Source organism: Arenimonas alkanexedens, from assembly GCF_054781355.1.
Genome location: NZ_BAAGUO010000003.1, coordinates 351474 through 372902 on the forward strand (window position 1 = coordinate 351474; position 21429 = coordinate 372902).

General features: G+C 67.8%; 20 protein-coding genes. 11 read left to right on the top strand and 9 right to left on the bottom strand.

Going from position 1 to position 21429, the window contains the following annotated elements:
* Nucleotides 1-171 precede the first annotated feature (171 nt).
* Nucleotides 172-492, top strand: a complete 321-nt coding sequence (locus tag ACYVGY_RS09625) for a LysM peptidoglycan-binding domain-containing protein (protein ID WP_460457272.1) — start codon at nt 172-174, stop codon at nt 490-492.
* 32 nt (nt 493-524) lie between these two features.
* On the top strand, nt 525-1004 hold the full coding sequence (locus tag ACYVGY_RS09630) for a hypothetical protein (protein WP_460457273.1): 480 nt from the start codon (nt 525-527) through the stop codon (nt 1002-1004).
* An 83-nt stretch (nt 1005-1087) separates the two neighbouring features.
* On the opposite strand, the gene speE is transcribed toward ACYVGY_RS09630, so the two are convergent.
* Nucleotides 1088-1948 carry a polyamine aminopropyltransferase gene (gene speE / locus ACYVGY_RS09635; protein WP_460457274.1) on the bottom strand — a complete coding sequence of 287 codons (861 nt, stop codon included), beginning with the start codon at nt 1946-1948 and terminating at the stop codon, nt 1088-1090.
* 155 nt (nt 1949-2103) lie between these two features.
* Between speE and speA the strand changes: the two genes are divergently transcribed.
* Together speA and ACYVGY_RS09645 are read left to right on the top strand one after the other, a co-directional pair.
* Nucleotides 2104-4008 carry an arginine decarboxylase gene (speA, locus tag ACYVGY_RS09640; RefSeq protein WP_460457275.1) on the top strand — a complete coding sequence of 635 codons (1905 nt, stop codon included), beginning with the start codon at nt 2104-2106 and terminating at the stop codon, nt 4006-4008.
* Nucleotides 4005-4859, top strand: coding sequence for an NAD(P)-dependent oxidoreductase (locus ACYVGY_RS09645; protein WP_460457276.1), 855 nt, complete (start codon nt 4005-4007; stop codon nt 4857-4859). The genes speA and ACYVGY_RS09645 overlap by 4 nt, the downstream gene beginning before the upstream one ends.
* A 52-nt stretch (nt 4860-4911) precedes the next feature.
* Here ACYVGY_RS09645 and ACYVGY_RS09650 read toward each other — a convergent pair whose 3' ends face one another.
* From ACYVGY_RS09650 to radC, 4 genes are all read right to left on the bottom strand, one after another.
* The gene (locus tag ACYVGY_RS09650; protein ID WP_460457277.1) at nt 4912-5502 is read right to left on the bottom strand and encodes an SPOR domain-containing protein; all 591 of its coding nucleotides are present in this window, start codon (nt 5500-5502) and stop codon (nt 4912-4914) included.
* Nucleotides 5502-7265, bottom strand: coding sequence for an arginine--tRNA ligase (gene argS, locus ACYVGY_RS09655; RefSeq protein WP_460457278.1), 1764 nt, complete (start codon nt 7263-7265; stop codon nt 5502-5504). Before argS ends, ACYVGY_RS09650 begins: the two co-directional genes overlap by 1 nt.
* 216 nt (nt 7266-7481) lie before the next feature.
* Nucleotides 7482-8516 (bottom strand): hypothetical protein, encoded by a 1035-nt coding sequence (locus tag ACYVGY_RS09660; RefSeq protein ID WP_460457279.1) that lies wholly within the window; start codon nt 8514-8516, stop codon nt 7482-7484.
* 88 nt (nt 8517-8604) lie between these two features.
* On the bottom strand, nt 8605-9279 hold the full coding sequence (gene radC, locus ACYVGY_RS09665; protein ID WP_460457280.1) for a RadC family protein: 675 nt from the start codon (nt 9277-9279) through the stop codon (nt 8605-8607).
* 95 nt (nt 9280-9374) lie between these two features.
* Here radC and coaBC point away from each other — a divergent pair, with 95 nt between their 5' ends.
* The 3 genes from coaBC to ACYVGY_RS09680 are packed head-to-tail and all read left to right on the top strand — an operon-like array spanning nt 9375 to nt 13399.
* Entirely contained in the window at nt 9375-10580 is a 1206-nt protein-coding gene (gene coaBC / locus ACYVGY_RS09670) for a bifunctional phosphopantothenoylcysteine decarboxylase/phosphopantothenate--cysteine ligase CoaBC (RefSeq protein WP_460457281.1), read from the top strand.
* Complete coding sequence (gene dut, locus ACYVGY_RS09675; protein ID WP_460457282.1) at nt 10577-11035, top strand: dUTP diphosphatase; 459 nt, start codon at nt 10577-10579, stop codon at nt 11033-11035. The genes coaBC and dut overlap by 4 nt, the downstream gene beginning before the upstream one ends.
* A gap of 39 nt (nt 11036-11074) precedes the next feature.
* Nucleotides 11075-13399, top strand: coding sequence for a phosphomannomutase/phosphoglucomutase (locus ACYVGY_RS09680; RefSeq protein ID WP_460457283.1), 2325 nt, complete (start codon nt 11075-11077; stop codon nt 13397-13399).
* A 3-nt stretch (nt 13400-13402) separates the two neighbouring features.
* On the opposite strand, the gene ACYVGY_RS09685 is transcribed toward ACYVGY_RS09680, so the two are convergent.
* Complete coding sequence (locus ACYVGY_RS09685; protein WP_460457284.1) at nt 13403-14089, bottom strand: DUF4124 domain-containing protein; 687 nt, start codon at nt 14087-14089, stop codon at nt 13403-13405.
* A gap of 13 nt (nt 14090-14102) precedes the next feature.
* A complete protein-coding gene (gene pyrE, locus ACYVGY_RS09690; RefSeq protein WP_460457285.1) occupies nt 14103-14753 on the bottom strand; it encodes an orotate phosphoribosyltransferase in 651 nt (216 codons plus the stop codon).
* A gap of 115 nt (nt 14754-14868) precedes the next feature.
* Here pyrE and ACYVGY_RS09695 point away from each other — a divergent pair, with 115 nt between their 5' ends.
* The 3 genes from ACYVGY_RS09695 (at nt 14869) to ACYVGY_RS09705 (ending at nt 17337) form a co-directional block, all read left to right on the top strand.
* A complete protein-coding gene (locus ACYVGY_RS09695) occupies nt 14869-15636 on the top strand; it encodes an exodeoxyribonuclease III (RefSeq protein WP_460457286.1) in 768 nt (255 codons plus the stop codon).
* Nucleotides 15633-16955, top strand: coding sequence for an AmpG family muropeptide MFS transporter (locus ACYVGY_RS09700; protein ID WP_460457287.1), 1323 nt, complete (start codon nt 15633-15635; stop codon nt 16953-16955). The genes ACYVGY_RS09695 and ACYVGY_RS09700 overlap by 4 nt, the downstream gene beginning before the upstream one ends.
* A gap of 82 nt (nt 16956-17037) precedes the next feature.
* The gene (locus tag ACYVGY_RS09705) at nt 17038-17337 is read left to right on the top strand and encodes a hypothetical protein (protein ID WP_460457288.1); all 300 of its coding nucleotides are present in this window, start codon (nt 17038-17040) and stop codon (nt 17335-17337) included.
* Here the strand turns inward: ACYVGY_RS09705 and ACYVGY_RS09710 are convergent, their stop codons facing one another.
* Both ACYVGY_RS09710 and ACYVGY_RS09715 read right to left on the bottom strand, forming a co-directional pair.
* Nucleotides 17338-18480: an anhydro-N-acetylmuramic acid kinase gene (locus ACYVGY_RS09710; protein ID WP_460457289.1), complete on the bottom strand. Its 1143-nt coding sequence runs from the start codon at nt 18478-18480 to the stop codon at nt 17338-17340.
* Nucleotides 18481-18484: 4 nt separating this feature from the next.
* Nucleotides 18485-19735 carry a peptidoglycan DD-metalloendopeptidase family protein gene (locus ACYVGY_RS09715; protein ID WP_460457290.1) on the bottom strand — a complete coding sequence of 417 codons (1251 nt, stop codon included), beginning with the start codon at nt 19733-19735 and terminating at the stop codon, nt 18485-18487.
* A 226-nt stretch (nt 19736-19961) separates the two neighbouring features.
* Between ACYVGY_RS09715 and tyrS the strand changes: the two genes are divergently transcribed.
* Nucleotides 19962-21173 carry a tyrosine--tRNA ligase gene (gene tyrS, locus ACYVGY_RS09720; RefSeq protein WP_460457291.1) on the top strand — a complete coding sequence of 404 codons (1212 nt, stop codon included), beginning with the start codon at nt 19962-19964 and terminating at the stop codon, nt 21171-21173.
* Nucleotides 21174-21429: the final 256 nt, after the last annotated feature.

Consider the following 21429-nt stretch of genomic DNA (forward strand, 5'->3'; position numbering starts at 1 on the left):
TCAAACGCGTTCATATCCCCGTTTAGGAACCGCCCGGTCCCCATCGGGCGCCGTGCATCTCCGGGGACGGGTGGAGCATCACGCCTGCGAGCCCTTGACCGAAAATTTTACGTTTGGCCAGGACGCTTGGACTAAGGTGGACGTCGGACGCTGATCGTCCGGGAGACCCCGATGACCCAACCCCCGAAGAAGCCCGACTTTTCCAACGTCCGCGCGGACGTCACCAGCACCGAGGCGCCGAAAACGGATTTCAGCAACGTGCAGTCCACCGTGACGTCCTCCGAGCACGAGGCTGATGGCGACGGCGGCGACGTGCGCACCCATACCGTGGTTCGTGGCGACACCCTGTCGAAAATCGCCAAGCACTACTACGGCAAGGCCAGCCAGTATCCGAAGATCTTCGAGGCCAACCGCGACCAGCTCGACAACCCTGACCGCATCAAGCCGGGCCAGGTCCTGAAGATCCCGCCCCTGGACGACGGCGCCGCCTGAGCCCCGCTGCCCCTCATTCCTTGGAGAACCCCATGAACTCGATCCGACTTTCCCGCACTTTCGCCATCGCCCTAGTCGCCAGCCTTGCCCTCGCCGGCTGTAAGAAGGAAGAAGCTGCCCCGCCGCCCGTCGTGACGCCTGCACCGGCTCCCGCTCCGGCGCCGATGGCGGCTACCGCTATGGTCACCGAGGTGGTGCTCGGAAATGCGGCTGATGCCAACGGTCAGGTCAGCAATCCGGTCGCGGAGTTCGCGTCCAGCGACACCATCACGGCCTCGGTCATCACCGCTACCAGTGACCCGATGGCCGCCGTGCCCGGCACGCTGTCGGCGAAGTGGTCGTACGAAGATGGCCAGGTGGTGAACGAGGAGTCCAAGAGCTTCAATTTCACGGGTCCTGGCGTCACCAACTTCCAGATCAGCAAGCCCGACGGCTGGCCGGCCGGCGGCTATACGCTGGTGGTGATGCTCGACGGCGTCCAGGTGGACAGCCGCACGTTCACCGTCCGCTGATCGGCTAGCCGCAAAAAGAAGGCCGGCGCCTGGAAAGCGCCGGCCTTTTTCTTGGGCCGCCCTCGGCCGGTCCGGCGCCGGTGTCAGTCGCCCAGCGCGCGCGTCACGAACGGCGGCAGCGCCAGTGCACCCTGGTGCATATCGGCGGTGTAGTACTGGGTATCGAAGGACTTGGCCGCGGCATCGGTCTTCCGGAACTGGGTGAGGTCGCGCTTTTCCTTCGACGCGATGGTGCAGCTCCAGTAGCCGGTCGGATAGCACGGCTGCGGGAAGGGCAGTGTCCGGTAGCTGACGAAGCCGGCTTCGGTCATGGCCTGGCGCATGTCCAGGATCAGCTGCATCAGCGCCAGCGGCGATTCGCTCTGCTGCACCAGCAGGCCGCCCGGGCGCAGGGCGCGCAGGCAGGTTTCATAGAAGGCCTTGTTGAACAGGCCCTCGGCCGGCCCGACCGGGTCGGTGGAGTCGACGATGATCACGTCGATCGATTCCTGCGCGGCGTTCTTCATGTAGGCGATGCCGTCGTCGAACATCACCTTGGCGCGCGGATCGTTGTTGGATTCGCAAAGCTCCGGGAAGTACTTCTCGGCCATGCGCGTCACCTGCTCGTCGATGTCGCACTGAACGGCGGTGCGCACGCCCGGGTGGCGCAGCACTTCGCGCAACGTGCCGCAGTCGCCGCCGCCGATGATCACCACGTCCTTCGGATCGGCGTGGGTGTACAGCGGCGCGTGCGCCATCATCTCGTGATAGAAGAAATTGTCGCGCGTGGTCACCATCATCGCGCCGTCGATGAGCATGACGTTGCCCCAGTCGGTGCTCTCGTACATCTCGATCTTCTGGAAGGGCGACTGCACCTCCTCAAGCTTTCGCGCCATGCGCAGGCCGAAGGCCGAGCCGGTGTGCTCGAAGTTTTCATGCAGCCACGTCGATGCGGAAGCGGTCATCATTTTTCCAGGAAGGTTCGTAGACGAGGCCGCATTGTACCGAATCGGGCTTTTCGCCGAGGTTTCCGGCCCCGGTCGTGGTCCGGGCCGCACACATGAAGCCGTCACCCCCGGGGGTTACAATGCGTGCCCCACCTGATCCTGGAATGTCGCCCATGTCCGCCTGGTCCCTCGACCGCGCTCGCCACACCTACTCCATTCCCTACTGGAGCGAAGGCTATTTCGACGTGGACGACGGCGGCCGCATGCGCGTACTGCCGCGCGGCGAGGGCGGCCCGAGCCTGGACCTGCCGGGCATCGTAAACCAGGCCACGGCAGCCGGCCTGAAGCTGCCGCTGCTGCTGCGCTTCTCCGACATCCTCGGCAACCGCCTGGGCAAGCTGCAGGCCGCTTTCGGCCGCGCCATGTCCGAGCTCGATTACAAGGGCGGCTACACCGCCGTTTATCCCATCAAGGTGAACCAGCACCGCGGCGTCGCCGGCGAGCTGGCGGCCGTGGGCGGCGACGGCTTTGGCCTCGAGGCCGGGTCCAAGCCTGAGCTGATGGCCGTGCTGGGCCTGGCCAAGCCCGGCAGCCTGGTGATCTGCAATGGTTACAAGGACCGCGAGTTCATCCGCCTGGCCCTGATCGGCCGCAAGCTGGGCCTGGAGACCTTCATCGTCATCGAGAAGCCGTCCGAGCTGGCGATGGTGATCGAGGAAGCCAAGGCACTGGACGTGAAGCCGGGCCTGGGCGTGCGCATGCGCCTGGCGTCGCTGGGCGCCGGCAAATGGCAGAACAGCGGCGGCGACAAGGCCAAGTTCGGCCTCTCGCCGCGCCAGGTGCTGGATCTGGTGGAACGCCTGAAGGCGGCCGACATGCTCGACGCCCTGCAGCTTCTGCACTTCCACATGGGCTCGCAGATCTCGAACGTGCGCGACATCGCCAACGGCATGCGCGAAGCGGTACGTTACTTCGTCGAGCTGACCAAGATGGGCCTGGGTATCCGCTACATGGACTCCGGCGGCGGCCTGGGCGTGGACTACGAGGGCACCCGCTCGCGCGGCTTCTGCTCGATGAACTATGGTCTGGACCAGTACGCCCACACCCTGCTGCAGCCCTTGGCCGAAGCTTGTGAAGAGCACGGCCTGACCCCGCCGATGATGGTCACCGAGGCCGGTCGCGCCATGACCGCGCACCATGCGGTGATGGTGGTGAATGTTTCGGAAGTCGAACAGGCGCCCGAGGGCGCGGTTCCCGTTGAAGGCGCGAACGAGCCGGCGGTCGTGCGCCACCTGCGCGAGACGCATGCGGCGCTCGACCAGCGTCCGGCGCTCGAGCTCTACCATGAGGCCCAGCACCACCTTGCCGAGGGCCAGGCGCTGTATTCGCTCGGCCAGCTCACGCTTGAACAGCGGGCCATGCTGGATGACCTCTTCTACGCCATCGCGCACGCGGTCCGTTCCCGGCTTACCGCCGAAGAGCGCAGCCATCGCGATACGTTGGACGAACTCAACACGCGGCTGGTGGACAAGTACTTCGTCAACTTCTCGGTGTTCGAATCCATCCCCGACGTCTGGGCGATCGACCAGGTGTTCCCGATCGTGCCGATCGCGCGCTTGAACGAGCGTCCGGACCGCCGTGGCGTGATCGCCGACCTCACCTGCGACTCGGACGGCCGCATTGATACCTATGTTGAATCCGAGGCGCTCGATTCCTCGCTGCCGCTGCATTCGCCGCGCGCCGGCGAAAGCTACCGACTCGGCATCTTCATGGTGGGCGCCTACCAGGAGACATTGGGCGACATCCACAATCTGTTCGGCGACACCGACACCGCCAACGTGATGCTGGACGCCGACGGCGGCTATTCCGTCACCCGCCAGCGCAAGGGCGACACCACTGACGTGATGCTCGATTACGTCGGCTACGACCTGGCCGAGCTGCGGGCTACTTACAAGCAGAAAGTGGCGGCCGCCAACCTGCCGCCGGCCGAGGCCGCCAAGATGCTGGTGGACTTGGAAATCGGCCTGACCGGTTACACCTACCTGCACGAGGAGCATGGTTCCGGAGCCCCGGCATGATCGCCGGCTTCATCGGCCTGGGCGCCATGGGTGCGCCGATGGCCGGCCATCTCGCCGCGCGCGGGCTGCTGTCGGTGGTCGGCAACCGCAGCCGCAGCAAGGCCGATGCGCTAGCCACTGAACTGGCCGTGCGCGCGGCGGCTTCGTCGGCCGACTTCAGCGACTGCGACGTGGTCGCGCTGTGCGTGTCCATGGACGCCGACGTCCTCGAACAAGTCACCGCCCTGGCGGACGTGCTTTCGCCGGGCGCGGTGGTCATTGATCATTCGACCGTGTCCGTGGGCACCGCCAAGCAGGCGCAGGCGCTGCTGGCGGCCCGCGGCATCGGCTTCGTGGATGCGCCGGTGTCCGGCGGTGTCGAGGGCGCCCGCAACGGCAAGCTCTCGGTGATGGCGGGCGGCAGCGAGGCCGACCTCGCCCGGGCCCGTCCCGTGCTGGAGGCTTACGCCGCCCGCATCACCCACATGGGCGGCACCGGCAGCGGCCAGGCCACCAAGGCCGTCAACCAGGTGCTGGTGGCGGGCATCAATGAGGCGGTGTGCGAAGGCCTGGCGCTGGGCGAGAAGCTCGGGCTGGACCCGGAAAAACTGCTGCCGACCCTGATGGCTGGCGCCGCCGGCAACTGGTTCCTGGAAAAGCGCGGCGCGACCATGCTGGCCAACCAGTTCACGCCCGGCTTCAAGTGCGGCCACCTGCTCAAGGACCTGCGCATCGTGCAGGGCATGGCGCGAGAGGCCGGCATCCGCGGCGCGGTGATCGACCTGGCCTTGGCCGACTACGAAGCGCTGGTGCAGCGCGGCGACGCCGATGCCGACACCTCGGCCCTGATCCAGCTGAAGCGATCCCGCTAAAGCGCGACGGAGCCCGCAGGCAGGGCCGGGCCTTCACGGCCCGACGCGTCAACTACTGTGCGCGGATCGCGACCGCCTCAACGCCGTGGCTGTCGAGCGCCTGCTTGGCGCGCGCCAGGCTGCCGGCATTGGGATAGGGCCCCAGGCGAACGCGATAAATGGTGCCGCCGGCGATCTCGGCGGACTCTACCCGGGCCACTTCGCCGGTCAGGGCGATACGGGCCTTGAGCGCTTCGGCATCGGCCGAGGAGCGGAATGCGCCGGCCTGGATCAGATAGCGCACGGAGTCGACCGGGATGGACACGTCGGCCGGGCGGCTGGCCTCGGCCTGCGCCTGTGCGTTGAGCTCGGCGTCCGGGATTACGAACTCCTTGTCGCGCAGCACGTCGAAGAACTCGTACTTGGGCTTGCGCGGCTCAACGGCGGGCTTCTGGGCCACCGGCTCTTCCGCGGACGTGGCCGGGGCGCGCGCCTCGGGGTTGGGCGTGGGCAGGCTGCCCGTGGGCAGGTCCCATTGGCCGCGCAGGAACACCCCGGCCGCGATCAAGAGGCCTACCAGCAGGCCAACCAACAGCCAGATCCAGCCCGGGGTACCGCTTCCGCCGTTACGACGGGCCTGTTTCTTCGGGGCGCGACGTGCCATTACATGCTCTCCGGGGCGGACACGCCCAGCAGCGCCAGGCCGTTGGCCAGCACCTGCTGGGTGGCCTTGCAAAGGCCCAGTCGCGCATTGCGCAGCTCTTCGTCGGGCACCAGGATCGGCTGCGCGTTGTAGAAGCCGTGGAAGGCGGCGGCCAGCTCACGCAGGTAGTTGGCCAGCACCTGCGGCGCGCGGTTCTCGGCGGCGGCTTCCAGCACTTCCGGATAGCGCATCAGCTCGTCGAGCAGGTCGTCCTCGTGCGGCTGCTCCAGGCGCTGGCGCGCGGCTTCGGCAGCGCTGCGGTGGTAGCTCATGCCTTTCTCGCCGAGCTGGCGGAAGATGCTGGCGACCCGGGCGTGCGCGTACTGGATGTAGTAGACCGGGTTGTCGTTCGAGTGGCTCTTGGCCAGGTCCAGATCGAAGTCCAGGTGCTGGTCGTTGCCGCGCATCACGTAAAAGAAGCGCGCGGCGTCGGTGCCCACTTCCTCGCGAAGCTCGCGCAGGGTGACGAAGCTGCCGGCGCGGGTCGACATCTGCACGCGCTCGCCGCCGCGGAACAGGATCGCGAACTGCACCAGCTGGATTTCGATCTGCTTCGGGTCCAGGCCCAGGCCCTGCGCCGCGGCTTTCAGACGCGCGATGTAGCCGTGGTGGTCGGCGCCGAAGATGTACAGCGAACGCTCGAAGCCGCGTTCGAACTTGCTCAGCAGGTAGCCGAGGTCCGAGGCGAAATAGGTAGTGACGCCGTTCTCGCGCACGACCACGCGGTCCTTGTCATCGCCAAAGGCGGTGGCGCGGAACCAGGTGGCGCCCTGGTCTTCAAACAGGTGGCCATTCGCGCGCAGGGTGTCGATCGCGCGCTGCACGTAGCCGTCCACCGCCAGGCTGCGTTCGGAGAAGAAGTTGTCGTGGACGACACCGAAGCCGGCGAGGTCGTCGCGGATGTCGGCAAGGCACCAGCTCAGCCCGGCCTCAAACACGCTGCGGTAGCCGGGTTCGCCCAGCAGCAGCTTGGCGCGGGCGATCAGGCCGTCAACATGGGTTTCCTTGTCGCCGCCCTGGCCTTCGTCCTCCGGCAGGCCGTCGATGATCTCGATGGCGGTGCGGCGCAGCGCGTCGCCGGCCTTGGCGCGCAGGCCGCGGGCGATGTCCACCACGTAGTCGCCCTTGTAGCCATTGTCCGGGAAGCGCACGTTGACGCCACCCAGCTCGTGGTAACGCAGCCACACCGACACCGCGAGGATGTCCATCTGGCGCCCGGCGTCGTTGACGTAGTACTCGCGCTGGACGCGGTGGCCCGCGGCATCGAGCAGGTTGGCGACCGAGGCGCCGTAGGCCGCGCCGCGGCCGTGGCCGACGTGCAGCGGGCCGTTGGGATTGGCCGAAACGAATTCGACGGTCACCGACTCGCGGCTGCCGGTCGGCAGGCGGCCATAGTCGTTGCCCAGCTCGAAAACGCGGCGGATCGTGCCCAGGCGGCAGCTGCGCGCCAGCGTGAAGTTGATGAAGCCCGGGCCGGCGATGCTGATTTTCTCGACGTGCTGGGAGCTGGGCAGGGCGTTGACCAGCAGCTCCGCCAGCTCGCGCGGCTTCATGCCGGCAGGCTTGGCCAGCAGCAGGGCGATATTGCTGGCGTAGTCGCCGTGCTCGCGCGACTTGGTCCGCTCGATCACGAAGTCGGGGGTCGCCAGGTCCGGGGACAGGCGGCCATGGCGCCGCAGGTCAAGCAGGGACTGCGCCACCAATTCGCGAATATGGTCTTTCACCGGCTGGAATTCCGCTTTGGGTAACTCCCTATTCTAGCCCGGACCGCGCCTGCCGCAGTCATGCCACCGTCACCGGTATCGTGGAAATATGACGTCAACACGACTCTCCAGCGTGGGGATTTTGATTATTCGGCCCGATGCTGCATCGGAGTCCGGGGCAAAGGTCGACCCTTGGTCGGCCTTTTTTTTGTTCTTCCCTGACCCCTCTGCGCGGCCTCAGCCGCTTTCCTCGGCGCAAAACGCGGCGAAGGCGTCCAGTACCGCCTGGCCGTTGGCCGGAGGCTGGTCCTGAAAGCAGGCAAGAAGCCGCTGGCTGACGCGCCGCACCGCAGGGCCGTTGGCCGCCTTGGTGGGTCCAAACGCCCGATCGCCTTCACGCGAGCAGAATCGGTGCAGTTTGAAGAAGTAATGGATCTGGCCCCGGCTCAGGAAGGCCAGGCAAGTCGGCCCGCTGGCGGTGCCGGCGAGTGAACGCCCGGCCCGGCGCTCGCGTTCGCGACACAGGCGCAGTGCGCTGTCGGCAAAGAACGAGAACTCTTCGCCGACGTTGGCCGTGTCCAGGTCGGCGGCCAGCCGGCCCAGACGTTCGCCGCGGCGCGCGGCCGGGTCGGTGCCCCATCCGGGCCGGACACCGTCCAGCCAGATTCCCAGGCTGCGCGCCAGCGATCCGCCGGCGGCCATCGCCAGGTCTTCCCCGTCGGGGTGGGGCAGCGGCCGGGGATCGAAGGTGCTGCCCGCGATCATCAGCTCCAAGGCCAGGTGCTGGGCCTGGTCGGCGACTGGGTCGAAGCCGCACGCCGCGAGGATCCGCAAGGTCTCGGCGATGCTGGCGGCCTCATTGCCACCGATCGGTCCGGGGGCGTCGAAAGGCTCGCGCTGGCGCAGGTCGTGGCAGGCCGCAAATACCAGCAGCGCCAGCGCATCGGCGGCCGGAAGGCTGGCGTCGCTCTGGGCATCGAGCACCCGTCCGAGCCGGCGTTCGGCCAGCTCGAGCACGTGGTCTTCGTTGTGATAGTCGTGCGGGTCGTCGCCAAAGGCACCATGCCGCAGACCCAGCCGGGCCAGGCCCAGCAAGGCCGCATCGAGATGGCGAGGGTCGCCAGCGCCGTCGGTGATTCGCGTCACCACGGCTTCGAGCCGGGGCGCGATGTCGGGGCGATGCGCCGCCAGCAGGCGTCGGGCAGCGCCGACATCGGGCAGCGCGTGTTCGACGGCGTCCGGACCGTATAGCTGGGAGTAACCGAGTATCACGCCGGTGACGGCTCCGGTGCGCGGCGGTTGCCGCTTCCTCGAGTATACGCAGCGGCGGGCCTTGACCAGCCACGCGGTCGCGACCGACTCAGACCGCGCCCAGCCGGGCCATCGAGCAGGGCGCACCGTCGCCAATAATGAAGTGGTCCAGCACCCGGACCTCGACCAGGGCCAGGGCTTGCTTGAGGCGGGCGGTGACGGCGCGGTCGGCCGCGCTGGGTTCGGCGCTTCCGCTGGGGTGGTTGTGACCCAGGATTACCGCTGCGGCGTGGTGGGCGAGGCAGCGCTGGACCACTTCGCGCGGATGCACCTCGGCACCGTCCAGCGTGCCCCGGAACAGTTCCTCGAATGCGATGACCCGGTGCCGGGTGTCGAGGAAGAGGCAGGCGAAGACTTCGTAGGGCAGGGCCCGGAGGCGATGCGAGAGATATTCTCCGGCGCGGCCGGGCTCGGTCAGGGCCTCGCCTCGCGCCAGGCCTTGGGCCAGGTGCCGGGCAGCCAATTCGAGCGCGCCGCCGAGGGCGCTGGCGCGGGCCGGGCCCAGGCCCGGTAGCCGGGCCAGCTCGGCCGGCGGCAGGTCGAGCAGGGCGCGCAGATTCCCCGCCTTTCCCAGCAGGCGGCGGCCCAGGTCGACCGCGCTCAGGCCGCGGGTTCCGGAGCCGAGGAACACCGCCAAGAGCTCGGCATCGGACAGCCGGGCGGCGCCGTGCGCGAGTAGTTTCTCGCGGGGCCGCTCACCTTCTGGCCAGTCGTGGATGTGCATGGCGCCAGCATCCGCGTCCGGAGGCTCCGTTGGCGTCGGGCGGCGCGGGTCCATCGGGTAAGCTAGGGACGTTCACAGGGGTAGGGAAATCCAAGGTGGCCGGATTGGACGGGCAACGCATCCTGCTGGGTGTCAGCGGCGGCATCGCCGCCTACAAGTCGGCGGACCTGTTGCGCCGGCTGCAGGACGCGGGCGCCGAAGTGCGCGTGGTGATGACCGCGTCGGCCCTGCATTTCGTCGGTGCGACCACGTTCCAGGCGCTGTCGCGCCATCCGGTGCGCAGTTCCCTGTGGGACGAAGCTGCTGAAGCGGCGATGAGCCATATCGAGCTGGCTCGCTGGGCCACCCGGATCCTGATTGCCCCGGCCACGGCGAACGTGGTGGCCAAGCTGGCCCAGGGCCGAGCCAACGATTTGCTCAGCACCCTGTGCCTGGCCTCGGAGGCGCCGGTGATGCTGGCGCCGGCGATGAATCGCGTGATGTGGGCGCATCCGGCCACTCGCGCCAATGTGGCCACCCTCACGTCCCGCGGCGTGGCTTTCATCGGCCCGGGCGAAGGCGACCAGGCCTGCGGCGAAACCGGGCCTGGGCGGCTGCTCGAACCTTTCCAGATCGTCGAGGCGGTCATCGCCGCCTGCGCGCCGCAGCGTCTGGCAGGGCGTCGCGTGCTGGTCAGCGCTGGCCCTACCTTCGAAGACATCGACCCGGTGCGATTCATTGGCAACCGCAGCTCCGGGAAAATGGGCTTCGCGCTCGCCGCCGCCGCCCGGGCGCTGGGCGCCGAGGTGACGCTGGTCGCCGGGCCGGTATCGCTGCCGACCCCGCCGGGCGTCCGCCGGATTGACGTGCGTCGCGCCGCCGCCATGCGCGCGGCCATCCTTGCCGAACTGCCCGGGCAGGACGTCTATCTGGGTGCGGCCGCCGTTGCCGACTACGCGCCGGCGGAAACGCTGCCGCAGAAAATCAAGAAATCCGGCGAAACCATGAACATTGCGCTGGTTCGTAGCCCGGACATCCTGGCCGAGGTTGCGGCGCATCCGCAGCGGCCGCAGCTGGTGGTGGGCTTCGCCGCCGAGACCCAGGAAGTCGAGGGCTATGCGCGCGAAAAGCTGCTGCGCAAAGGCCTCGACCTGATCGCCGCCAACGATGTGGCCCGCGCCGGCCAGGGTTTCGAGTCCGACAACAATGCGCTCACCGTGTTCTGGCGTGACGGCAGCCAGGACATCGCCCTGGGCCCGAAGCCACGGGTGGCGCACGACCTGCTGGCCCTGGTGGCCGACCATCTGGAGGCCAAGGCGTGAACATCGAGATCGAATTCAAGCGGCTGGACCCGCGGCTGGGTGATCAATTCCCGCTACCCGCCTACGCCACCGCGCTGTCGGCCGGACTGGACCTGCGCGCGATGATCGACCAGGCCATCGAGCTGGCGCCGGGCGAGGCGCAGCTGGTGCCGACCGGCCTGGCGATCCACATTGGCGACCCCGGTCTGTGCGCGGTGATCCTTCCGCGATCGGGCCTGGGCCACAAGCAGGGCCTGGTGATGGGCAACCTGGTAGGGCTGATTGACGCCGACTACCAGGGCCCGCTGATGGTCAGCCTCTGGAATCGCGGGCGGTTTCCGATCACCATCACCCCGGGGGATCGCGTTGCCCAGCTGGTTTTCCTGCCCGTGGCCCGGGCGGTATTCCGGCAGGTGGAAGAATTCGAACGCAGTGAGCGCGGGGAAGGTGGCTTCGGCCACACCGGCGTGCGCTGAACGGGGCGGCCCAAGCCGTACCCGTAACCAGGGGGAAACATGAAATTGCCTGATCTGAAATCGCTCCCGAAGGCCGGCCTGTTGCCGCTGGCCGCGGGCCTGCTGTTCTTGATTGCTTTCTGGTTCGTCTGGCAGGGCTGGCAGGCCTCCGCGGCGGAGTCGATGTCGTATGAAATGGACCAAGTGCGCGCCAGCAGCGCGCTGCAGGTCCGTTCCGCGGTCGTCAGTGCGATTGACCGGCTCGAGACCAGTCGTTCCCGCATTGCCCTGGTCACCGCGCTCAAGCGGGACGAGGACCAGGCGGCGCGCGACGTGGTCCTTGAGGGCTGGCAGGGCGTGGAGGCGGTGGAGTGGTATCTCCCGGCGCTGGACGAGGCGTACGCCGATCCGGCCGCCTTTGGTTTCGGCAAACTGGGCGTCCTGGAGCAGGCGCTGCAGCAGAATGCGGCGCGCGCCGCGATCGTCAAGGACGCCGGCGGTGCACGCCTGGCCGTGGCGGCGCCGGTGCTCGACGACGGCCGCGTGCTGACCCTGGTCTATGTCCGGCTGCCGCTGGAAACCGTTACTGCGCCGCTGTCGGCGGCCGCGGTGGACGGCGGCTATCTGGCTATCCGCCAGGGTCGGCATACGATCTTCGAAACGGGCGACACCGCCTTGGCCACTGCTGCGGAGGTGGGCGCGATCCGCGTCGATGACACAGCGCTCCGCGTGGTCGCCGCCGCGCCGCTGGTCGAGTCCGGCCTGGGCGCAGCGGCCTACTACTTGCTCGCCCTGCTATCGGTGCTGGTGGCGGTGGTGCTGGCGATGATGCCGCGACTCAAAGGGCTGCGCCTGTCGCGCAAGCCCGAGGGTGAGGCCGCCGCGGATGCGGCGCCGACCCTGGGCGAAATGCAGCAGAGCGGTCAGCTGGAAGTCGAGGCCGAGGCCGCACGCGCCGCGGTCGCCGCCAAGACGGCCAAACCGCCGCCGCCGCGTCCGCAGCGCGCCGTGCTCGACCGCAGCATCTTCCGTGCCTACGACATCCGGGGCGTGGTCGGGAAGACGCTTGACGCGGATACCGCGCGCCTGATCGGCCACGCGATCGGCAGCGAAATGCACCGCCAGGACGCGCGTACCGTGGTGGTCGGTCGCGACGGTCGGCTGTCTTCGCCGGAGATGGCCGAAGCCTTGATCGACGGTCTGCGCCTGGCCGGCCGCGAAGTGATCGACATCGGCGACGCGCCGACGCCGCTGGTGTATTTCGGCGCCTACCAACTGCGCGCCGGCTCCTGTGTGTCGGTCACCGGCAGCCACAATCCGCCCGACTACAACGGCTTCAAGATCGTGATTGATGGCGAGACGCTGGCGGGCGATGCGATCCAGAAGCTTTACGAGCGCATTGCCGAGAACGACCTGCACGTGGCGGAAACCCCGGGCCTGGCGAGCCGCCGGGACATCATCCAGGACTACGTGGACCGTGTGGCCGGCGACATCCAGATCGAGCGCAAGCTGCGCGTGGTGGTGGACTGCGGCAACGGCATCGCCGGCCTGGTCGCGCCGCGCCTGCTCGAGGCGATCGGTGCCGAGGTCGAACCGCTGTACTGCGAGGTGGACGGCACCTTCCCGCACCACCACCCCGACCCCAGCGATCCGGCGAACCTGCAGGATCTGATTCGCGTGGTCCAGCGCGTGGATGCCGACCTCGGCCTGGCCTTCGATGGCGATGGCGACCGCCTGGGCGTCGTCACCAAGTCGGGCGAGATGATCTATCCCGACCGCCTGCTGATGCTGTTCGCCGCCGACGTGCTTGAGCGCAATCCGGGCGCCTGCATCATCTACGACGTCAAGTGCACCGGCCACCTGCCGATGCACATCCTGCGCCACGGCGGCAGCCCGTTGATGTGGAAGACCGGGCATTCGCTGATCAAGGCCAAGATGCGCGAGACCGAGGCCGAGCTGGCCGGCGAAATGAGCGGCCACTTCTTCTTCCGCGAGCGCTGGTATGGCTTCGACGACGGCATCTACGCGGCCGCGCGCCTGCTCGAGATCCTGTCCACCCGGGGCGAGACGCCGCAGGAAGTGTTCGACACCCTGCCCAAGGGCGTGTCGACGCCGGAGCTCAAGATCCAGGTCGAGGAAGGCGAGCAATACGCGTTCATCGAGAAGTTCGTCGCGGCGTCGAAGTTCGAAGGGGCCCGCATCGCCACCATCGACGGCGTGCGTGCCGACTGGCCGGATGGCTGGGGCCTGGTGCGCGCCTCGAACACGACCCCGGTGCTGGTGCTGCGCTTCGACGCCAAGGACGCCGAGGCGCTGGAGCGGATCAAACAGGTCTTCCGCGAGCAGCTACTTGCGGTAGACCCGGGGCTGGCCCTGCCGTTCTGAGGATCAGCCGGTCGGCGACGCCGCTTCGGCGTTGTCGCCCATGGCCGGGCGGCTGTTGCCGCCCTTGATCGTCCGGAAGCGCTCGACCAGGCGCAGCAGCTCCTCGTCCAGCTCGACCAGCTCACCCTGCTTGAGCACCAGCATCTGCTGCTGGCGCACCATCTCGTCGTGCAGGCTGCGCACGTTGGCGGCCTGCTTGACGTGGATCGGCTTGCCGGCCAGCTCGTTCTCCGCGGCTTCCGCCAGCAGGCTCGACAGGCTGGCGCGCTGGCTGGCGATGCCGGCCTCGATCGCTTCGAGGGTCTGCTTGAGCAGATCGATGCGGTTGGTGAAGGAGTTCCTGAGCTCGTCCTCGTTCTGGAACGAGGCGATCATCGCGGCCTCGGTCTTGCGGGACTGCTCGGAGGCCTTGTCCGCGATCGCCTGCAGGCGATCGGCTTCGTCCTTGGCGGTGCGCTCTTCCGCCGTCAGGGCACGGTCGACCGTCGCCATGGTGGAGCCGCTGTCGGCATTGAACTCGGTGCGGGCCTGGTCCACGGCCTCCGGCGGCAGGGCGTCGGAGAACTGGACCTTGCCGTCCTTGTCGACCCAGCGGTAGAGCTTCTTTTGCGTCGGGCGCTGCTGGGCGTCGGCGGTAACGGAAACCAGCAGGGCGGAAGCGACGGCGAGGCTGAGGAAAGCGCGGATCATGGGTGGACTCCGGTCAGTCAATTTGGCGGCCATAGCGCGCACGATACGCCACCAGGGCGGGCTTGTGCGCAGCGATTTCGGGCCGCTGATCGGCGTGTGCCAGCAGATCGTCGAGGCCGGCAATGGCGTAGACGGGAATCCCGAACTCGGCCGTGACCTCCTGCGCCGCCGACCGCTGGCCGACCTGGCCGCGCTCCTGGCGGTCGAGCGCGATCAGCACGCCGCAGGGTTCGGCGCCGGCGTCGCGGATGATCTGGATGGATTCGCGGATGGCGGTGCCGGCGGTGATGACATCGTCCACCACGAGCACGCGGCCGCGCACCGGGGCGCCGATCAGGCGGCCGCCTTCCCCGTGCGTCTTGGCTTCCTTGCGATTGAAGGCGACCGGCAGGTCGCGACCGCGCCGCGCCAGCGCCACGGCCAGCGTGGTCGCCAGCGGGATGCCTTTGTAGGCCGGGCCGAACAGCATGTCGAAGCCAAGGCCCGAGGCCTCGAGCGCGTCGGCATAGCATTCGCCCAGGTCGGCCAGCGCCACGCCGGAGTCGAACAGGCCGGCGTTGAAGAAGTAGGGGCTGGTGCGCCCGGATTTGAGGCTGAATTCACCGAAACGCAGCACGTTGCGCGCCAGCGCGAGGTCGAGGAAGCGGCTTTGGTGGGGATTCACGCCAATCGTCCGTGGAGGGAAAGCCTGATTGTGCAACAAGCGCGCGTCCGGTGGCACCGCCATCGCAGGGATTTCGGCTAACCTTCGGCATCCCCGCAGACGTCGCCCGCATCCCGTGAAAATCGTCAGTTTCAACGCCAACGGCCTGCGCTCGGCCGCCAGCAAGGGCTTCTTTGAATGGTTGCCCGGCCTCGACGCCGACCTGGTCTGCATCCAGGAAACCAAGGCCCAGGAGCACCAGCTGCGGGTGCCCGCCCTGCAGCCACCGGGTTACCACGCCTGTTTTCGCGACGCGACCACCAAGAAGGGTTATAGCGGCGTCGGCATCTACAGCCGGAAGGCGCCGGACGAGATCCTGACCGGCTTGGGCTGGGATGGCTTCGACGAGGAGGGTCGCTATATCGAGGCCCGCTTCGGCAATCTCAGCGTGGTGTCGCTGTATTTCCCGTCCGGCTCCTCGGGCGATGTCCGCCAGCAGTACAAGTTCCGCTGCATGGAGTGGTTCACGCCAATCCTTGACCAGTGGCTGGCCAGCGGCCGCGACTACGTGATTTGCGGCGACTGGAACATCGTCCACACCCGCAAGGACATCAGGAACTGGACCTCCAACCAGAAAAACTCCGGCTGCCTGCCCGAGGAGCGCGCTTGGCTGGACCTGCTGTTCCAGCAGCGTGGCTGGGTGGACAGCTACCGCCACCTGCGGCCTGAAGGCGAGGACTACACCTGGTGGAGCCAGCGCGGTGCCGCCCGCGCCAAGAACGTGGGCTGGCGCATCGACTACCAGGTCGTGTCGCCCTCGCTGCGCGAGCGCCTGCGCGATTGCCGGATATACGCGGAGCCGAAGTTCAGCGACCACGCGCCCTTCCTGGTGGAGTACGCATGAGCCCCGGCCTCGGCGGGCGCCTGGCCCAGGGCCTGCGCCCCTATGTGCAGAAAGAGCCGCTGGCGGCGCTGATGCTCGGCATCTCGTCGGGTTTCCCGTACGCGATGATTGGCGCCACCCTGACCACGCGCCTGGCCCAGGACGGCATCGACAAGAAATCGGTGACTGCATTCTCGCTGGCCTTCCTTGTCTACAACCTCAAGTTCCTTTGGGCGCCGCTGGTGGACGGGCTGCGGCTTCCGCTGCTCGGGCGCCTGGGCCAGCGCGTGTCCTGGCTGGTGTTCGCCGGCACGGCGGTCATGGCTGCCGTGGCGTGGCTGGCGATGCTCGACCCCAAGGCCGATCTGGCGCTGTTCGCGATGGCGGCCGTAGCGGTGGGCGCCGCCGGCGCCACCTACGACATCGTGATCGACGCCTACCGCATCGAAACGCTCAAGCCCCAACAGTTGGGCGTGGGCTCGGGCATGTCGCAGTACGGCTGGCGGATCGGTTCGGTGGCCGCCGGCTCGATCGCCCTCTACGTCGCAGCGCGGCACGGCTGGACGCTGGCCTACCTGATGTGCGCCGGCTTCGCCCTGCCGGCGATGCTGACCGGGCTGGTGGTGGGTGAGCCTGCGCGCCACGTCACCATCGCCGTGCACCGCGGCCTGCGCCAGGCCTGGGAAGCGGTCGCCGGCCCGCTGCTGGAGTTCTTCCGACGTCGTGGCGCCATGCTGGTGCTGCTGTTCGTGCTGCTGCACAAGGTCGGCGATACGCTGGCCAACCTCACCCTGCGGCTGCTGCTCAACGATCTGGGCTTCAGCAACGACGAGATCGCCACCTACGACGTTGGTTTCGGCTTTATTGCGATGCTGGCGGGCATCTTCCTGGGCGGCATGATGTATGCCGCCATCGGCATGAAGCGCGCGGTGTTGGTGGCTTTGGTGCTGATGGCCGTTTCCAACCTGAGCTTCGCCTGGCTGGCCTCGGTGGGGCATTCGAACGCGCTGTTGGCCTTCACCATCGGCTTCGAGAACCTGGCCAGCGGCATCGGCGGGGTGGTCGTGGTCGCGTACCTGTCGGCCTTGTGCAACCTGGCATTCACGGCCACGCAGTTCGCCCTGCTCAGCGCCGCCGCCAGCGTCGTCGGACGCATCGTCACCGGCACCACGGCGGGCACGCTTATCGAGTCCTTGGGCTATGTGCAGTTCTACCTGCTGACCACGCTGGTGGCGCTGCCGGGCGTGTTTCTTTACCTGTTCATGCTGCGCGCGGGGCTGATCGAGCAATCGCTCGGCGATGCCGGCTATCGCGGCGCCGACAAGGGTGATCCGGACTGAACCGCAGCCCGGACGAGCGCCGCGGGGTCTTGCAGTCCCTGCCCGTGGCCGTATGCTGGTCGTCCCCCCGAGGATCGAGGCCATGGCCGACTTCCTGATACGCGACATTGACGAGCGTGTAGCCGAACGCATCAAGGAGATGGCGCGCCAGAAGGGCTGGCCGCTCAATGACGTCATTCTCCTTCTGATCAAGCAGGCGCTTGGCCTGGCTGAGCCGGAGCCGGCCCCGGTGCCGGGCGATATCGCGCGTCTTACCGGCGCCTGGAGCGACGACGAGGCCCGGGCCTTCGAGGAGGCGATGTCGGCCATGACCGGTCTGCCCGACGACGCGCCGGCCTATTTGGTGGACGAAGAGCGCCGCAAGAAAGACGCCGGCCGCTGATCAGGCCGGGTAGATCGCCCCGAGTACGCGCGGTCCGCGCGCGCCGGTGACCGAGGGCAGGTTGCCCGGCCGGCCGGCGAGTGTTTCCCGGGCCAGCCAGGCGAAGCCCGCCGCCTCGATGAAGTCCGGGTCCAGCCCCAGCGCTGCCGTGCTTTCCACGACTACCCCGGGCAGGCGCGCCGCCAGGCGTGCCATCAGCATCGGATTGTGGACGCCGCCGCCGCAGACCAGCAGGCGCCGGCAGTTCGATTGGGTAGCCTGCAGCGCACTCGCGACCGTGACGGCAGTGAGCTCACACAGCGTGGCCTGCACATCGGCCGGCGCCTCGCTGCCCAGGCGGGCCTCGACCCACGCGAGTTGGAATTGGTCGCGGCCGGTGCTCTTGGGTGGCGGTAGCGCAAACCAGGGTTCGTCCAGCAGTCGAGCCAGCAGCGCCTGATCCACCTGTCCGGCACCGGCGAAGCTGCCGCCACGGTCAAAGGTTTCGCCGCGGTGGCGCAGGCACCAGGCGTCCATCAGGCCATTGGCCGGACCGGTGTCGAAGCCTCGCACGGCGCCATCGCGCGGAAGCAGGGTCAGGTTGGCGATGCCGCCCAGATTCAGCACCGCGCGGTCTTCGTCGGGCGAATGCATCACCGCGGCATGGAAGGCCGGCATCAGCGGAGCCCCTTGGCCGCCCGCGGCGACGTCGCGACGGCGGAAGTCGGCCACGGTGGTGATGCCGGTGGCTTCCGCGATTGCGCTGGCGTCGCCCAACTGCTGGCTGAAGGGTGCGGCGCCGCGCGGATCATGGCGCAGGGTCTGGCCGTGCGAACCAATGGCGTGGACGTCACCAGCCGCGATGCCCGCGTCGGCGAGCGCCTGCGTTGCGACGGCGGCGAACATCCGTCCCAGCCGGGTGTCCAGTCGGCCAATGTCGTCGAGTGCCACCTGTGCCTGCGCCTGCGACCAGCGCAGCACGTCCGCATGCAGGTCGTCCGGATACGGGTAGGTGCGCGCGAACACGATTCGCGGCGCGGGTTCGAACGCAACCAGCGCGGCATCGATGCCGTCTACGCTGGTCCCCGAGATCAGGCCAAGAAAAAGCCCGCCGGGCGCGGCGGCGGGCGGGGTGTCCTGGGAAGTTCGCGGCGTCGCCGCCATCGGCTCAGCGTGCGGCGAGGCGCACGCCCTCCACGCGCTTGAGCTGGGCGAGGGCCGGGGCGGTGGCGGCGCGGAAAGCGACCATGTCGTTGCCGGCCAGCGGCTCGGGCTTGGGCATGGTCACCGTCAGCGGATCGCGGTGGGCGCCGTTGATGCGGAACTCATAGTGCAGGTGCGGACCGCTGGCGAGGCCGGTGGCGCCGACGTAACCGATGGTGGTGCCCTGCTGCACGCGCGAGCCGACCTTGTGCCTGCCCAGGCGCGACATGTGCGCATACAGGGTGGTGTGACCGTTGCCGTGGTCGATGATGATGGTGCGGCCGTAGCCGTTCTGCCAGCCGGCGAAGCTGACGCGGCCGTCGCCGGCGGACATGATTGGCGTGCCGGTGGCAGCGGCGTAGTCAACGCCCTTGTGCGCACGCACAGTGCCAAGCACCGGGTGCTTGCGGCGCGGATTGAAGCGCGAGCTGATGCGCGCGAATTCGATCGGCATGCGCATGAAGCTCTTCTTCAGCGGACGGCCCGTGAGGTCGAAGTATTCCTGTTTGCCGTCGCGCTCGAAGCGCACCGCGGTGTACTCCTTGCCGCGGTTGAGGAAGCTGGCCGCAATGATGCCGCCGCTGCGCAGGCGTTCGCCGTCACGCCAGATCTCTTCGTACACGACCTGGAAGCGATCGCCGTCGCGCAGGTCCTGGGTGAAGTCGATGTCGTAGGAGAACACGTTCGCCATCTGGTTGATGGCGGCGTTGCTCAGGCCGGCCTGAGCGCCTGCGGCGTACAGCGAGCTGGTGATCTCGCCGCTGGCGACCATGGTGCGGCGCTCAAGCGGACGCTCGAGGACGCGTTCGGTGACCTGGTTGCCGGCGATGGAAAGTTCAACGCGCGCCGCTTCGTCGCGCTCGAAGGCCAGGCCACGCAGTGCGCCGTCATCGCCGAGGTCGAAGGCGAGCTCCGCGCCGGCGCGAAGGCGCGTCAGGTTCTTCGCACTGGGCGACTCCAGCACTTGGTACATCACCGAAGCGGGCACGCCCATCTGCTGGAAGATCGCGCCCAGGGTCTGGCCGCTCTGCACCGTGACGTTTTGCCAGGCCGCGCCGCGGGCGGTGGGCGCTGCGGCGGTCTTGCTGGCCAGCGGCGGCAGCGGCAGGCTCAGCGTGGTAAGCGATTCCTGCGTGGTGGGTTCGCGCATGGCGCTGGCGAATCCGGGGATGATGGTCAGTACGAGTGTGCCCAGGGAGGCGCAGAGGCCGGCCATCACCCAGTGTTCGCGCGACCAACGGCCGAGGGGGGAAGATTTGTGCTGCAAAGGGAGGTTCCCCGCTCGTAACAGGAGTCGCGGTACGATAACCAGCACTAAATACCGCCGTCAAACCCTTGTCGCATCTGGCTTTTTTCCGTGCCACGCTTTAACTTTCTATTAACTTCCGATTAACGCGGCGGGCCCTCGGGCCGACGCCCTGAACAGAGAAAGCACCTCATTCATGTCTGACCTGCAGCAAGCCCTGGAAACCATCGGCCGCGGCGCCGAGGAAATCCTCAAGCCCGATGAACTGGCCGCCCGCCTGGCGCTGGGCCGCCCGCTGCGGGTCAAGGCCGGGTTCGATCCGACCGCGCCGGACCTGCATCTGGGCCACACGGTGCTGCTCAATAAGATGCGGCAGTTCCAGGATCTGGGGCATCAGGTCATTTTCCTGATCGGCGACTTCACTGGAATGATCGGTGACCCGACCGGCAAGAACGTCACCCGCAAGCCGCTGACCCGGGACGACGTGCTGGCCAATGCCCAGACCTACTCCGACCAGGTATTCAAGGTGCTGGACCGGGAGCGGACCGAGGTTCGCTTCAACTCCGAGTGGTTTGGCGCGATGTCCGCCGCCGACATGATCAAGCTGGCGGCCCAGCACACCGTGGCGCGCATGCTCGAGCGCGACGACTTCGCCAAGCGCTACGCGGGCCATCAGCCCATCGCGATCCATGAGTTCCTGTATCCCTTGGTGCAGGGCTATGACTCGGTGGCGCTCAAGGCCGACGTCGAGCTGGGCGGCACCGACCAGAAATTCAATCTCTTGATGGGGCGCGGGCTGCAGGAAAGCCACGGCCAAGCGCCCCAGATCGTGCTGACCATGCCCCTGCTTGAAGGCCTGGATGGCGTCAACAAGATGTCCAAGTCGCTGGGCAACTACATCGGCATCAACGAGCCGGCGATTGATATCGTCACCAAGGCCATGAAGATCGGCGACGACCTGATGTGGCGTTGGTATGAGCTGCTGAGCTTCGACGCTTCATTGGCCGAACTGGCCCGGATGCGGGAGGACGTGGCTTCCGGCGCGCTCAACCCGCGCGACGCCAAGCTGCGGCTGGCCCGCGAGCTGGCCGCGCGCTTCCACAACGCCCAGGCGGCCGACCTGGCGGTGGCCGGCTGGCATGCGGTGGTGCGGGGCGAGGGCGACACCTCGCTGCTGCCGCAGGCCGATATCGCGGTGCCGGCCGAGGGGCTGCGCATCGCTGCCCTGCTGGTGGCGGCCGGGCTGGCCGCCAGCAACTCCGAGGCGTCGCGCAAGCTCAAGGAGCGCGCGGTCAAAATCGATGCCGAGGTGTTCGAGGACCCGCAGCGGCTGTTTGGGCCCGGATTTGAAGCGGTGCTCCAGGTCGGCAAGCGCAATTTCGCCCGGGTGAGGCTGGTCGCCGCCTGACGGGAGACTCTTCCGGAAGCGGAAAACAGGCTGTTTTCGCGCGATCGCAAGAAACCTCTTCCCAAGTCGCCCGGCATCCCCTATTCTTCGCGGCCCTTCACCCCTCAGGCCAATTGGCCGGGACGGCGAAGGGGGTGAAAAAAGGACGGTTTAGGGTGTTGACGTCCTACGAAACTGCTCTATAATGTGCGGCTCCCTTGAGCGAAACGCCTTGGGACGCGGCAGCCGGAAGGCGCCGCAAGCTGACGATCTTTGA